9 protein-coding genes are annotated in these 15,627 nt (G+C 56.2%); 4 read left to right on the plus strand and 5 right to left on the minus strand.

Features of this window, described 5'->3' with window-relative positions; all coding sequences use genetic code 11:
* Position 1: 1 nt before the first annotated feature.
* The 3 genes from HDF15_RS05405 to HDF15_RS05410 form a co-directional block, all read right to left on the minus strand.
* Complete coding sequence (locus HDF15_RS05405) at positions 2 to 1,495, minus strand: B12-binding domain-containing radical SAM protein (RefSeq protein WP_184253502.1); 1,494 nt, start codon at positions 1,493 to 1,495, stop codon at positions 2 to 4.
* A 211-nt stretch (positions 1,496 to 1,706) separates the two neighbouring features.
* On the minus strand, positions 1,707 to 1,829 hold the full coding sequence (locus HDF15_RS25765; RefSeq protein WP_260330858.1) for a hypothetical protein: 123 nt from the start codon (positions 1,827 to 1,829) through the stop codon (positions 1,707 to 1,709).
* A gap of 181 nt (positions 1,830 to 2,010) precedes the next feature.
* Positions 2,011 to 5,604, minus strand: a complete 3,594-nt coding sequence (locus HDF15_RS05410) for a TonB-dependent receptor (protein ID WP_184253503.1) — start codon at positions 5,602 to 5,604, stop codon at positions 2,011 to 2,013.
* A gap of 352 nt (positions 5,605 to 5,956) precedes the next feature.
* Here HDF15_RS05410 and HDF15_RS05415 point away from each other — a divergent pair, with 352 nt between their 5' ends.
* The 4 genes from HDF15_RS05415 (at position 5,957) to HDF15_RS05430 (ending at position 13,159) form a co-directional block, all read left to right on the plus strand.
* Complete coding sequence (locus tag HDF15_RS05415; protein ID WP_184253504.1) at positions 5,957 to 7,138, plus strand: hypothetical protein; 1,182 nt, start codon at positions 5,957 to 5,959, stop codon at positions 7,136 to 7,138.
* 33 nt (positions 7,139 to 7,171) lie between these two features.
* Positions 7,172 to 8,467: an MFS transporter gene (locus tag HDF15_RS05420; RefSeq protein ID WP_184253505.1), complete on the plus strand. Its 1,296-nt coding sequence runs from the start codon at positions 7,172 to 7,174 to the stop codon at positions 8,465 to 8,467.
* 622 nt (positions 8,468 to 9,089) lie between these two features.
* The gene (locus tag HDF15_RS05425; RefSeq protein ID WP_184253506.1) at positions 9,090 to 11,267 is read left to right on the plus strand and encodes a phosphocholine-specific phospholipase C; all 2,178 of its coding nucleotides are present in this window, start codon (positions 9,090 to 9,092) and stop codon (positions 11,265 to 11,267) included.
* A gap of 1,013 nt (positions 11,268 to 12,280) precedes the next feature.
* A complete protein-coding gene (locus HDF15_RS05430; protein WP_409254864.1) occupies positions 12,281 to 13,159 on the plus strand; it encodes a DUF3800 domain-containing protein in 879 nt (292 codons plus the stop codon).
* Between the two features lie 540 nt (positions 13,160 to 13,699).
* Here the strand turns inward: HDF15_RS05430 and HDF15_RS05435 are convergent.
* Positions 13,700 to 13,960, minus strand: coding sequence for a transposase (locus tag HDF15_RS05435; protein WP_184253509.1), 261 nt, complete (start codon positions 13,958 to 13,960; stop codon positions 13,700 to 13,702).
* 217 nt (positions 13,961 to 14,177) lie between these two features.
* Entirely contained in the window at positions 14,178 to 15,620 is a 1,443-nt protein-coding gene (locus HDF15_RS05440) for an efflux transporter outer membrane subunit (RefSeq protein ID WP_409254861.1), read from the minus strand.
* Between the last annotated feature and the right edge of the window lie 7 nt (positions 15,621 to 15,627).

The raw sequence follows: 15,627 nt of genomic DNA on the forward strand, positions 1-15,627 counted from the left end.
TCTATGCTCCCCTGAGCTGCACTAATTGCTCGACAGGTGCTGCAGCAGAGGAAACAAAATCGGAGATACCCTCCGGAGACAAGGCCTCCGCATCGCGGCTCACGGGTTCCAGTTCATCGACCCTGCGCCACAGCGCATCAATGTGAGCCTCTGTCTCGTTCGACACCTCTGACTCACGCCAGGAAGCCACCTCCGCATGCAGGGCATCACGCACAACACGATAAAAATCGGTGGTATAGGCGGCCCTGAACATGATGCAGAGATCATCGCTATCGGTCCAGTTACGCTTCTGCCCGAGTTGCGTCCTCACACGCTCATAGAACACAGTTCCCGGCAGCGGATACGAAAAGGAGACTCCAATATCATCAGGGCGCGTCTCGCGAACAAAGTCAATCGTCTCCTGTAACTCCGTCCAGGTCTCTCCGGGATAACCAAGCTGCAGGAAGAAACAGGCGCGAATGCCTGCCTCTTTCAGGCGGCGGCGGGCCACAATGACGGCAGGCAGGCTCAGACCTTTATCCATCGCGTTGAGCACGGTTTGCGATCCTGATTCGACTCCCATCCATACTTCAGCGCAGCCTGCGGCCTTCAGTGCCTGGACCGTCTGCTCGCTCATCAGATCCGCACGAGATTGAACTTTAAACGGAACAGCCGCATCTCTTTTCGTAACTTCTTCGGCGAATTCCTGCATCCAGTGTTGATTCAGAGCAAAGACATCATCGCCGAACCAGATATGCTGAACGCCGGCTTCCCTCTTCAGTTGCTTCATCTCTTCGGCAACAGTGGCAGCAGGGCGTAGATGGAACTTATTGCCCGAGATCGGCTTCGCGCACCAATTGCAGCGGTAAGGGCATCCGCGGCTGGAAACCATGTTCGTCGAAAAGTACCCATGTGCCTTCGTCCATGCAGCGCGATAGGGCTCCAGGTCGATCAGATCGCGCGAAGGAAGGGAGAGCTCCGACCATGAGGGGTTCTTGGCCAGCCGCTGCGGATTTTGAACGAGAGAACCTGATGGATCGAGGCTCGCCATCCCTTCGATCTCCGGGATGGCTTCCATCTTCAGGATGGAAGTGCAGAGGTGCACCAGCGTCTTCTCTGCTTCTCCGCAGAGCACATAGTCGAAGCCGTTTTCCAGAAAGAGTGCCGGATTATCTGTCGAATCGGAGCCGTGCATAATGACGACAGCACCAGCTGCACGCGCTGCTTTCGCAATCTCCCACGCCACTTCCCTCATGCGCGTGAGACACATCTTCGAGAGAAAATTGAAGTCGTCTTCATAGACGGCCACGATCTTAGGCTGATGCTGCTCCAGCATGGCAGCGAACGTTGAGGATGGCTCTTCGAGCATCGAGTCAAACACCGCGACGGAGATATCACTTTCCCGCAGCGCCGTCGCCGCATAGAGCGTGCCGATCGGAGTATAGGGCTGCATCTTGCGCAGTTGCTTCGCGTCGTAGGGAAGATGATACGAATGCGTCAGTAAGACTTGTGCCAAAGTTCACCTCGAAATTTTGTGCGCTGGCGGGTTCGGCACGCGGCCTCTGCAGCATGTATGCCAGACGATTGGAGCAACTGGCATACTTCGTTTTATATACCGTAGAGTAGCTGCATCCTCTTCAGCCAGTTGTCATGAATTTGTCAGCTCAATGTCATCGCTTTGCCATGTAAAAGCCAGGGTGGCGCTCCCTGCCTGGCCAGTTTATTCCTCACGGCACATTCGCATGGCGGAATTGATAAAGAACAGGGTCGCCCAGCATCGCCGGTGGACGTGCAAGACCACGGTCAAGGATCTCCATGGCTGCGATGCTCCGAGATCCATGGTTCGGCATCGCTGGGCGGCACTTCCACCCCGCTACCGAGCCTCTTCTCCGGCCCAAACCAGGGAGCAAAAGCGCGCCTCATTGCCGCACAGCCAAGCTGCGGGCGTCCGCGCAATACCTCCACCACGCACATAACCAGGAATGGCGTGACCCTATGGGTCACGCCATTCCTGGTTATGTGCCAAACGATTTAGAAATCGATACGCATGGAGACCTGGCCCGAACGCGCGCCACCCGAATCCTGTTGAATCGTGCCGGTGACCAGACCAAAGCTCGGAGAGCTGATATCCATATTCGGATCTCCAAGATTGGCATGGTTGAGAATGTCGGTAAAGGTGCCTTCCGCTCTCAGCTTGACCCGATCGGTAATCGAAAACACCTTGCTGAGCCCGGTAGAGAGATTGACTGTTCCCGGGCCGACAATAGAACCAACGCCTGCATTACCGAAACGGCCGATTGGATTGGGGAAAGGTCCTGAGCCACTGCCGGTCGTGCAAGGCGTGCCGGGCGTCCATCCCGTATATCCGGGGCAGGTAAACGCTGCAGGATTGACCCACTGTGTGCGGCTTTGATGCGCTGGCTTCCAGCTCACTCCCGCTACCCGGTCTGGGTATTGGTCACGATGACCACCGTCGAAACCGGTGATCGTGCCATCTAGACCAGAACCCGTACCGGAGGCGTCACCCTGTCCGTCCGGATAGTAGGGCGACTCGAAGGGTCCCGTCTGCCAGAGGAAGATATTCGAGAGTCTCCATCCGCCCACAACCGCATCGGCAAGCCGGGACATATGCGTTCCAAACTCACGTCCACGTCCAAAGGGAAGGTCATACACCATCGACGTATTCCAGCGGTTGCGGCGTGTGCCGTAGACGTTTCCAAAGTCGGCATGGCGATCGAGGATCGAGGTGGCGCGTGAGCCTCCGCTTTCACTCGCATAGCCAACGTTGGCAGGCCCCTGGTTGTCGGCAAGCGCCCTGGAATAAGTCCAGGAGGAATCAAACTCCAGCCCATTGCGGAGACGATGATTGAACTCCGCCTGAAGCGAATGAAGACTTTCGTTGGCTCCGGTGGCGCGAGTATTGATGCGTCCCCAGTTCGGGAACAGGCGTGCGCTGAATGGCTGGACCGTTGCGGGTGTGGTGCTGGAGAACGGAAGAGTATTTTCATCCGGCGCCCAGACCAGTTGGTGCGTCTCCGAACCGATATACGACAGGTGTCCCGCATAGCCGGAACCAAAGTCGTGATCGATGCTCAACGACCACTGCTCGGTATAAGGATCTTTCCAGTTCGTGCTGTTCGCCGTTCCGAAGTAGCTCGTTCCGTAGCAGGTTGAGCAGCCACCGCCATTGCCTGCGCCAGAAAAGATCTCTGGCCATTGGAAGCCAATAGCATGCGTTGTGGCGTTATAGGTGTTGGTATAGTTCGACGTCTGCGCCTGCAGGGTTCCCGTCAGAGAGTAGAAGTTCGATCCGAGCAACGTGACGTTGTACAGACCGAAACCACCGCGAATCGATGTCTTTTCATCGTTGAACGGGCGATAGGCAAAACCGAAACGTGGCATGAAGCGCAGATGCGGATAATGCTTCAGGCCTGCCGGAAAGCCGGCCTGGGTATTGGTCTCCACTGGCATACAGGGAGCGCCGTTGATGGTCGCCGAGTTGGTGTTGTTTACGCCATCCGGATCGCAGGCATTGGCGCTGGCCAGGAAGCTCCGTGCCAACAGGCTGGACTTCCCATCGGGATAGATGGCACGACCGGATAAAGGAACACTGGGATCGAAGTTTCCAATATCTCCGCCCGGATCGAAGTAGCCGGGCTGCAATTCATACCGTATGCCGTAGCTCAGCGTCAGCTTGTCGCTGGCCTTCCATTGGTCCAGGGCAAAGAACTGATAGTGGGTCGATTTTCCGTCGTTGTCCTGCTGCACTACGTCGTAGAAGGTCTGATAGGGCAGACCTGTCAGGAAGTCGGCGAAGTCCACACCTGTGAACAAACCGGCGCTGCCGCTGGTATTGAACTGGAAGGTTCCGTAGTTATCGGAGCCATTGAAACCAAGGGGCGTAATAGCCTCCACCGTCTGGATGCTTCCGCCAAACTTGAACTCATGATGGCCCTTCGACCAGGTCAGGGTATCCGAGTAGTCGTAGGTATTGGACTTCGTGAGTGAGCTCAAACGATCGGCATTCAGATGGCTGAGGTGATTGAAGTCGAGCTCAGGAATGCCGTTGTAGAAGAGGTTTTGCAGACCACTAAGCCCCAGGCCCTGTGTAAAGCTCTTACCGTCAAAGCTGTCGGTCTTTCCGCTGGTGTTGAGGGTATAGCCAAACCCGGTCTCATTGATGAGATTCGGCTTGATGGTCCAATTGGCACTGATCTTCAGAACACGATTTGAGTTCGTGTTCTGCGCCGATGGAACCGCCAGAGGCTCAGGGCTGTTGATGGGATAATCCTTCCAGGTGTACCTGCCCCAGAGAAGAAACTTTTGGTTTGCACCAAAATACTGATCGCCACGAATATCGAATTGGTCGGAACGCCCGCTGGAATCTTTATTGACGTTGTAGTTAGCGATTCCATTGTCGGTATAGGACGTTGGATCACCAACATTTGGATCGGGATAGAACGAAAGCAGTTGTTGCGCAGCCGCATTGACCGAAGGCAGCTTGGTTCCATAGCTGGCGCCGGTAAAGGGATTGGTGAGTCCCGCCAAGGGAACATACGTCTTTCCATCCGGCCCCAGGACCATGTACTTCGAAAAGTCACCCTGCTTCATCAGGGTGCTGGGAACGGTGTACGATTCCTGCGTCTGAGAGGGATGTCTCCATCCTTCATAAACACCAAAGATAAAGGTCTTGTTGTGCCCGTCGTAGACATGAGGAATAACGACCGGACCTCCGAAGCTGGCACCATAGGTATTGCCAATCAGCTTCGGTTTGGTCGTTGTGATCGGATCGGTATAAGGAATCGCATCGAAGGCGGCATTCTGGTGGTACCAGAACACGGAACCGTGGATCTTGTTGGTCCCGGCCTTGGTCGTCGCAATAATCTCGCCCGGGTCGCCAAACTCAGCGCTGTTCATCGCGCCGTCTGCGCGCAACTCAGAGATCGATTCGGAAGAGGGAAAGGCATCGGCAAGAGGACCGTTGCCGGTCGCGCCCTTGATGGTAATGCCATCGACGGAGACTTCCGTCTCAAACGGCAACCCACCCTGCAGGGCGAACTGGCCGTGGTCAGCCTGCACACCAGGAAGTGTGCCCACAATGCTCAACGCGCTGGTGCCGTTGGCGCTGGCCCGCGTGTTGACGGGCAGGTTGGCAACATCCTCCGCGTTGTAGACCGCATTGATCGTCGGAGTGTCCGTATCGATCGTGCTGACCGTATCGCCCGAGACCTGGACCTCCTGCTGAATGCTTCCCACCACCATCGAGGCATTCACACGGAGCTGTTGACGGACAGCGAGCGTGATGTCGGTTGCCGCCCACTTCTCGAACCCGTTAAACGAGACCTCAAGCGTGTAGTGTCCGGCCTTCGTATCGAGGAACGAATAATCGCCGGAGGTGTTGGACTGCGTCGTGCGGACCGTACCCTCATCAAGGCTCTTCAGGTTGACCGTCGCGCCGGGGACAAGGGCGCCGCTCGTATCTTTGACCGTTCCAAGGATCACGCCCTGAACCGACTGCGCCTGCAGATTGCCGGACAGCAAAAACAGAACCAGGAACAAAAGAAAGAGGGGCACGCGGACAGTGGCAGTCCCGCGTTGGCGGATGGAGATGTCTGGATGCTTCATAACGTCTCGGGCTCCTGAATGCAGCGAATGGCCGCAAAAATTAGTTGAAGGGCGTACCGTGCTCTCCTCGGAGGTCGTGAGCAGAGTGGACTCTGGACGAGGTAGAGTGAACGGCCTTTTTGAATGGGTGAAACAGCCACGACCTTAGCGGTATTTACCAGGCACCGGTAGGTTCTTAACGGTTTAGCGACTTCGCTGACCGCTGAATCTAAAAGGCTTACGGAACCCGTGTTTGCAGAGATGTAATGAAACGTTCATGGCCGGCCAATAGCGCTGGTTTTAGATTTGGTTCTGAAATCAGAGAGGTTCTTATTCAAACAGCATTAACAAACCGAGGTTACGATCCATATCAATGGCAATCGAGGCCTTAGAGGAGGCTGACCCACTTAGCCTGCCTGTGACAGAGGTCGCTCCACCAGAACCGGAGAGCTTCGTTGAGGCAGCACGCCTCAGGGCAGCCGTACAGGAGGAGCTTGCAGAGATCCTCGCCAGCCCCAGCTTTCATACCAGCAAAAAGAGCTGCGAGTTCCTGCACTACATCGTGCAGGTCACCCTCGACGGCCGTCTCGACTCCTTAAAGGAGCGCAGCATCGGCCTGGATCTTCTCGGCCGCGATGTCTCCTACGATCCGAGCTCCGACGCTACCGTGCGTGTCCGGGCCAATGAGGTAAGAAAGCGGCTGCGCTCGTACTACTCGACGCAGTCATCCAAGAGCGGTTACCGCATCGAGTTATTGCCTGGATCGTACGGTCCAAGATTTGTGCCGGAGCCGGACTCGTCAAAGACGCCGCCCCCCGCCGCTATCGAAATAGCGGTCAAACCTCAGGACACCCGTCCTCTCGAGCCCCGGCTTACCGTTCTTCCCCTCAATATCGTCGTCATTATGCGTCCGGCATTGATCGCACTCTTTATCTGCGCGTTGTTTTTGCGGCAGCAGATGCAAAGCGGCGATCCCTACCACCAGTTTTGGGACGCGCGGTTGCAGGGGAAAAACGTCATGCTGATCCTGAATGGAGACAAAGCATCCGACCAGGCCACACCCCAGACGCCTCTGCCGGATCAGATAGCGCAAGCCCTGTTGCCGATGATCTGGCTTGCGGGCAGGTACGATCTCAAACCGTTGCTGAGTTCGCAAAAGGCCGAAGGCGATGACAAGCAGACTGATCTCAGCAGCGAGGCGGTCATTATTCACAGTTCCGAGACCACATCCCCAGAGTTTGCAGCCGATAAACGGCTTCGTTATCTCCTGGCGGGTCAGGCGGGATCAGCGCACCTGGTAGATCGGGCCAGTTCAAAATCGGATCTCCCCGCAACGCAGCACGCAGCCGTTCTCACCCTCTTTCCCGACCATCCTGACGTGCTTTGGATCGCCGGTACGGACGCAGAATCCATCAACAAGCTGACCGAGGTCCTCTCCGGCAAGAATAACTTTCCCTCTCAACTGACCGAGGAGACCGAAATGGGACAGGTCGTGCAAGCCGTATGGAGAGGCGATTTGTCCCCACGTCTTGAAATCTATGCGCACCAACCGTAACTCATCTCTCTGAAGCAGCGACAGGAGCAGAAATTGGACCGCAAGCAACAAGCCCGTTATAGCCACTGGAGAACCAGCGTCTTCTCGTCCAGTTGGCTGCTGTACGCGGGCTACTATCTCTGCCGCAAAGATGTGAAGATTCTGCAGATGCTGCCTGGAGCAGACCCCAGTCTTGGCGAGGTCGCCAACCTGCTCTTTGTCTTTGGCCTGGCCTACACCATCGGACAGTTCTTTGCCGGCATTCTTGCGGACATGAAAGGTTCGCGCATTACCGCCCTGATCGGAGGCCTCATCTCCGCGGTCAGCACAGCGGCGATGGTGCTGGGGCATACACATCGGTCGCTTCTGATCCTGCAGATGCTCAATGGACTGGGTCAGGGCTGCGGCTTCCCTGCCCTGGCAAAACTTTTGTCCTCCTGGTTTGACCGCAGAGAACGCTCCACAGTCGTGGCATGGTGGAGCGCAAGTTATTCGCTGGGCGGCGTAGTCGCAACCGGCCTCGCGGCATGGTGCGCAACAACACCTCTTCTGTTCCCCGCCCTTGGATGGAAGCGCAGCTACCTGTTGCCCTCAGTACTGCTCGCCGCGCTGACGATCTACTTCTACCTGACCACCCGGGACGAGCCGGAAGATGCCGGACTGCCGCCGTTGTCCGTCGAAGATCAGGGCCCCGCCAAATCAAGTTGGCGAATCGTCATTCGCCGCCCGGAGATCCAGACCATTGCGGCCATGTACTTCTTCCTTAAGATGACGCGCTATGCCCTGCTCTTCTGGCTGCCTCTCTATCTTGTGCAGACCGTGCATTACTCGGACGTTCTGGCCGGCTCAACCTCTTCCCTGTTTGAGATCTTCGGTTTCGTGGGAGCCGTACTGGCCACCTATATCTCCAATCGCTACTTCCAGGCGCGCCGGTACCCTGTTGCGGCCATCATGCTCTTCGCCCTCGGCTTCATGTCATTGATGGAACCGCTGGTGAGTACCATGGGCTGGTGGGCAAGCGCGACCAGCATCTCCCTGATGGGCATCCTGATCTACGGCCCCGATGCCTTGATCGTGTCGACCGCCGTGCTGGAAAGCGTTCCTCATCGTGAGGCAGGGCGGGCGCTCGCGTTCGTCAATGGGGTCGGCTCTATCGGCCAGATGTTCTCACCCTATCTGGTGACGCGTTTTGCTCATCACTACGGTTGGGACAACCTGTTCAATCTTCTGCTGGTCACCTCCCTCGTATCCGCCGGAATCATGGCCCGCAAATGGAACCACAGCAACCTGGACTCAGACCTTAGCTCTGGCAATGCCCTTCCCTCGCTGCCGGAAAATGAGTTCGCGTAAGGCATGTCATCAAACTGCTCCTGGAGAAAAGTCGAGCTATGCAAACAGTTCCATGAGACACAGATCGGAAGGGCACGGTTTCAACCGTGCCGCACATGCCTGAGCGAAGCCTCTTTCCACTCTGCCGAAGAACCGGGCCCCGGCGAGCAGCTTTTTGCTCGCTGGGTGGTAACGCTGAAGCGGAGGCGTAGCCGGAGCGACTGAATTGCTTTCGTTTGATTGCGGCGAAACGGGTGGCCACATCCGCGAATGTGTCCCCGGTGGTCCTTATGCAGCCTGAGCCGCACGAAGGAAGGCAATTCAGTCGTTGCGCCCTACGGGCTTCACTCCAGCCTTCGGCAGAGTGGTATGGTTTTTGTCGTGCTTGTTCGGCACGGTTGAAACCGTGCCCTTCCGGGGCTTGCCACAGCAGGCTATTTGTACCGTTCAACTGCACTCTAAATGCAGTTGAATGACACGCCCTAAGATTTACATTGCGTTACACGAAGGCGAACCTTCTCTTCCAAGTGCCCTTGAATCAACCTCTCAGGACGTTGTCGAACCGTTAAGAACCTTTCGCCGATGCGGAACAACCGCTATACCTTGACCAGACCGTTAACTTGAAAGACCTCAGGTGTTCCCGATGAAGCATATGAAAAGCAGACGCGACTTCCTGCGCACCGCCGCAAAATCGGCAGGAGCCGCCGCGGGAGCCTCGATGCTGCCGCCCAGCATCCTCAAGGCGCTTGCCATTCCCGCCAATCGCGCCACCGGCACGATCAAGGACGTGGAGCACGTCGTCATCCTGATGCAGGAGAACCGCTCCTTCGATCACTACTTCGGCAGCCTCAAAGGAGTGCGCGGCTTCAATGACCCGCGCCCCGTGCGCCTGCCCAACGGCAAGCCCATCTGGTATCAACCCCCCGCCACCGTTCATACCAGCCGCTACCATTCGCGAGGTCTAAGCCACAACGCGACTCATGTGCTGCCGTTCTATCTGAACCCACAGGCTACGACGGAATTTTCTCCCGGAACCGATCATGGCTGGAGCAGCGGCCATCTCGCCTGGAACCACGGCAAACATAACCAGTGGGTTAACCAGAAGCAGGACGTCGTCACGATGGCCTACCTGAAGCGCAAAGACGTGAGCTTCCACTACGCTCTGGCCGATGCCTTTACCATCTGCGACTCCTATCACTGCTCCATCCACTCCAACACCGCACCCAACCGGATCTATCTGTGGTCTGGAACCATCGACCCCCGCAACGCCTACGGCAAAAAGCCGAACGGCCCCGGCATGGACGAACGCGCCCACACCAACGGCTATACCTGGACGACCTATCCCGAGCGCCTCGAAGCCAACAACGTTAGCTGGAAGCTCTATCAGGGCGGCTCAGGAGAGCCCGGCACGCCGACCGATAACTACACCGACAACTCGCTCGAATTCTTCTCGCAATACCAGGTCAAAGAAGGCGCCTCCCCTACTGGCCCGCTTGTGACCAAGGGCGTCTCCGACCACACGCTCGTCGAGTTCCGCGAAGACATCGTCAACAACCGCCTGGCCCAGGTCTCCTGGATCGTCGCGCCCTACAAGTACAGCGAGCATCCCGAGGCCTGCCCCACCGATGGGGCTTACTACATCAACCGGATCATGGAAGCTCTGACCTCCAATCCCGAGGTCTGGAGCAAGACGGTCTTGTTCCTCAACTACGACGAGAACGACGGCCAATTCGATCACATCGTCCCACCCATGCCCCCGATGACAAACCAGCCCAACGCACAAGGCATGGTGTCGAAAGACCTTGTAGAGAGCCTTGGCGATGAGTTCCTGGATCTCGACAAGTACCCCGAAAACAAACGCCCCGTGATTCCGAATGCCGATCCCGGGGGGATACAGCCGATCGGCCTGGGGCCGCGCGTCCCGATGCTCATCATCTCCCCCTGGACTACCGGCGGATGGGTCTGCTCACAACTCTTCGATCACACGTCCGTCCTGCGATTCCTCGAAGCCCGCTTCGACATTCCCGAACCGAACATCAGCGCGTGGCGACGCTCTCTCTGCGGCGACCTGACCTCGGCCTTCGATTTCTCCGGCACCCCGGACACCGGCGTAGTTCGCTTTGAAGTACCAAAACATCTGGCGTCTCTGCACCAGCCCTATCATGTGCCGGCCGCGCAATCGATGCCTCAACAGGAACCCGGAACTCGCAGAGCTCGCGCTATCCCCTACGAGCTATTTGCTCACTGCCGTCTCCGAGATCAGGAGACGCACTCCGTTGGAGAGAAGGTCTGGATTGACTTCGCCAATACAGGCGACTCCGGCGCGGCATTTTATGTGTACGACGGCAGAAGGCCCGACGACAACCCACGCCGCTATACGATCTCGACGGGCGACTCCTTCTCCGATTACTGGCTCTCCGCCGACACACAAGGGATCTACGATCTCTCCGTCTATGGCCCCAATGGATACTTCTGCCGGTTTCGTGGCAATGCAGCCGAAGCAGCCTCTCACGGCAAACCCAACCCCGAAGTCAGGGTGAACTACGATGTCGCGGCAGGCAATGTATCGCTGTCACTGGCGAACACAGGTTCAGCCCCCTGCAGCCTGACGATCGCCAACGCCTATGGCGGTGCTCCGCACACTTACACTCTCCACCCCGGAAAGAGTGTGGACGACCCCTGGGTACTGAAATCCAGTTCAGCGTGGTACGACCTGTCTGTCACTGTCGCAGAAGCACCAGAGTTTTTGCGGCGCTTTGCCGGCCACGTTGAAACGGGTCGCCCCAGCACGAGCGATCCGGCGATCTTTACCGGTGAATAATGTCAGGTGTTTGGGGGTAGAGCGAGATCAAGTAGCTGCACCCCTATGTTCTTTTCAATCCCTCCACAGAATCGTCATCCTGAGCGAATGACTTCTTGAATTGTCTGGGATGGAGACAGAAGCGCATGCGCGACACAAATCCTAGCCCCGTAGGGGCGGCTCCATTACAGCCCAGGGTGAAACCCTGGGTTACGGTGCTAAGAGGATGCAGAGCCCTGAAAGGGCGACCTATCGGAGCATCCGCGATAGATCGCCCCTTCAGGGCTCGACTCTTGTGGCGATTCCCTAACCCAGGGTTTCACCCTAGACGCAAAGCGCGCCACAAACGTTTGCATCGCGCTTTGCGTCATCACCCTGGGCTGTGATGGAGCCGCCCCTGCGGGGCTGATATTTGTGCCGGACAATCCGCTTCTGCTTCCATCCCAGACAATTCAAAAAGTCGCATCCTCTCAGGATGATGCTTCGGCAATAAATACGTTGGCTAACCCACGCTAGTGTGGTGAGTCGTTAATTTGTTAAAGAAGGATGGTCTGTTCAGCACAGCGCGAAGCGCGTTCCCTGATGCTTCAGCATCAGGGAGACGGAGGGAGCCGTAGCCTTTAGGCTACGGATCCCTCCGCCCCCGCGACGCTAAAGCGTCACGGTTTGCGCTTCGCGCTATGCGGTAATGCTGGTTCTTCAACGAATGAACGACTCACCACTCTAGCGCAAGAACAAGTAGTTGCACGCCTCTGTTCTTCATCATTCCCCCACAGAATCGTCATCCTGAGCGTGCGCCTGCATTAGCGGGCTGGAAGGGGATGCAACGGCAATAACATACTTAACTAACCAGTCTTGAGGTGATTACTCTATGTAAGCCGTGACAGGGTAGCGCCCAAACCAATCCGGCGGCAAAGAATTTTTAAGTGCAAGCACAAATTAATGAGAGCATTGGGGGACTTAAAAGGCTTAGTTCAATATCTGCGCTCGCGGACGTATTGCATCCTGCGAAAAGCAAGAAACGGTACTTACTTATGCTAAAAGCCTATCTAGACGAATCTGGGCACTCTGTAGATGAGAAGTGTAGGTTCGTGGGAATGGGAGGTCTGATCGCAGAATCCGCCGTATGGGAATCCTTTACCGATGACTGGCAGACAGTTTTAGATGAGTACATCGGCGGCAAATGGTTCCACATGAAGGATTATGTGATGGTTCCCGGCGTTGGCCCCTATGTTGGGTGGGATGAGTCCAAGAGGCGCGAGTTTCTTGGAAAATTGGTTAATGCGATTGTGTCCAGGAATATTCGCTATGTTGGTTGTGTCGTATCTATCGACGGATTCGACGCACTCCCCCCGCAACTCCAAGAGGGGTTTGTAGATCCTTATTATATGGCCTTTCAGCACGCCACTCACGGCTGTTCTATATGCGGACTGAACATTGAAGACCCATTTAGTCCTGAGAAGGTAGCGATGGTTTACGCCTATCAAGATACGTTTGGTGCGATTAATTCAGGAAGTGCGCTTCCTCGCAACCAGGGACGCGCAGAACAACTATGGCACGCCATGAAAAGCCAAAATACCATGTTCTCGGCAGCAATGGAAAGCTACGCATCTGACTTTCCCAAGAACATTCAAGCCCTTCAAGCCGCCGATCTGTTTGCCTACGAATTGACTCATTATTTCGAGAACCTGCTTCGTCGCCCTAAGGACGGTATGAGGTGGGCGTTAAGACAGATGTTGGCGGACAAGAAGGATAGTTACCATCAGCCCCTGCTGAAGTTTTATAGCCTTGAGTCAATGCTGGAAACGCTAATGAATGACAGTGTCATTCCGGAAAATGTGGATGTCAGAATCGCAGCGTCCATGCTCGAACTGCAAATAAAGATGGATATGCAAGATAGGATAAAAGCCTGATGGAAAAAGAGAACTTCCAAGCTGTACTGAAGCAAGTCTTGAAGGTTTCAAAACCAGAGATGCAGCGCAGGCTTGCGGAAGAGAAAGCCACAAAGCGGCCGCGCAAACGCCTATAATTTTGCCCCATGACAAAGTACGTTTATCTCGTGCTGGACTGCAAGAATCCCAAATGTCGAACGGTGGATCTGCTCAAGTATCACGGCGTGTACGAGGGACAGCTTGAGATAGGAGAGATGTTCCCTGAAGGATTTTCTTGGGGTTGTGGCCAGTGCCATCAAACCTATCGCTATTTACAGGAAGAGACTCGATTGGCTCTTCTAGACTTTCCTCCTCCGAAGGAATGGAAAGAAGCAGCATTTTAGAAGCTTCAGCGTCCGGGCAATGGAGCTTCCCTTTAAACGTGATGTTTGGCATTTAGGCGCACCTCGTGGCATGATTTGAGTGCGCCGCAAACCAAATGACCTCCGATCCTCATTGGAGGTTTTCTATTTGGGTTTCATCATGTGCTTACCGCGTCCCTGTCTTTTGCCGAGCAAAAGCTTAGAAAGCCGTTTGCACCTCTTTCCCGGTCAGTTCCTTATAGGTCAGGCGGCGTCCTGCGACCTGAGAGAGAACCTTCGCCAAGCGGGTTTCGTCCGAGTGGGTTTTACGGGTGTTGTAGCGGAATACTTGCTCATCAATGTATGCGTCCATGTGGAACGGCTCTACGGCGACGTAGGTTCCGGCAAGCGACCGTTTGAGGCAAGCCCAAAAGTTCTCGATTCCTTGGGTATGGACGCGACCGTTGACGTATTCGTTCATCTGGTTCAGAAACAGTAAGAAGCGACACAAATTTCAATCCCGTAGGGGCGGGTCCATCATAGCCCAGGGTGAAACCCTGGGTTACGGAATGGCCACAACAACGGAGCCCAGAAGGGGAGATCTATCACGGGTGCTTGGATAGGTCGCCCTTTCAGGGCTCTGCTTTTCCATCTTGATCCGACCCAGGGCAACACCCTGAGCTGTTACTGCAAACGGCTTACTGCCAGCCACCCCCAAGAGCGCTATAGAGCTGAACCAGCGCCAGGGCCTCTCCCTGCTGTGCGGTCACAAGAGATAACTGGGCCGTGAAGAGGTTAGAGTCCGTCGTCAGCACTTCAAGATAAGCCGTCGCTCCACCCTGATAGCGAAGCCGCGCAAGACGGGTCGCATCCTGTGCCGAATCCACCAGCTTCTCCTGCTGCACCCGGAACGCGTGCTGCTTGTTGAGAGCAATCAGCGCGTTCGAGACATCGTGAAAAGCCCCAGTGACAGTCTTCTGATAGCTCAGAAGCATCTCCTGCTCGGTCGCCTTGGAGAGGTTCAACTGACCGCGCAGTTTGCCGCCCTCGAAGATGGGTTGAGTCAGAGAACCGATGCTGTAAATGGTCCGGGAGCCGGCATTGAAAAAGTTAGTGAAAGAATCGCTGCCGAACCCCGCAGAAGCGCTGAGAGAAAGCTGTGGGAAGAACTGGGCGCGAGCCACCCCGATATTGGCATTGGCCTCTTTGAGCTGCGCCTCAGCCTGCTGGATGTCAGGCCGACGGGCCATCAGTTGCGTGGTCAGACCAGTCGGAAGGTCCTGCGGAGGCGGTGTGAGCGCGTTGGGGTCCGTGTGTCCTACAGGTCCGGGATTCGCACCCAGCAAGAGAGTGAGAGCATTCTCCTGCTGCTGGATCTGCTGCTCAAGCTGAGGAATCTCGGACGTCGCGGTATAGAGCAGTTGCTCGGCCTGACGAACATCGGAGAGCGGCACGGAACCGCCGTTCTCCAGCGTCTCGGTGAGCTTCACAGAATCCTGGCGGACACCGAGAGTCTGCTTCGTAATCTCAAGCTGGCGATCGAGCGAACGGAGCTGAATGTAGGTCGTCGCAACCTGTTGAACAAGGGTCATGCGAACAGCACGCTGTGCCCATGTCTGGGACAGAAGCTGATCGCGAGCGGCTTCTGTCTGCTTGCGATAGAGACCCCAGAAGTCCGGATTCCAGGTAGCGGAGAGACTGAAGTCTCCTTCAGCGAGAGGGCTGCTGAGAGAGAGTGAGCTATTGGAGTTGGAGCCCGAGTTGTTGGAACCAATGCTATTCAACGCGGGGATGCCGGCACCGATGCCCGTACCACCCACCCCGAGGGTCGGAAACTGCTGCGCGCGCGTGATCTGTACCTGCGCCTGCTGCTCAAGGATATGCTGCACAGCGATGCGGACATCGTAGTTGTTGGCAAGTGCGGTCTTGATCAGGGCCTGGAGCTCAGGCTCATGGAAGACTTGAGACCATTGCTGATCGCCAAGAGAGTCCGCGCTGCTGACAGCCGCTTCGTCCGCTCCGCGGTAGGCGGGCGGCGCAGGAAAGTTAGGCTGCTTGTACTTCGGTCCGACGTTGCAGCCTGCTAAAGTGCCTAGCAGGACTGCTCCGGCTGAGATTGCGCTGGTACGTTTAAGCCACATCGAAGAG

It is taken from the genome of Granulicella mallensis (assembly GCF_014203225.1).
Taxonomy (GTDB): domain Bacteria; phylum Acidobacteriota; class Terriglobia; order Terriglobales; family Acidobacteriaceae; genus Granulicella; species Granulicella mallensis_A.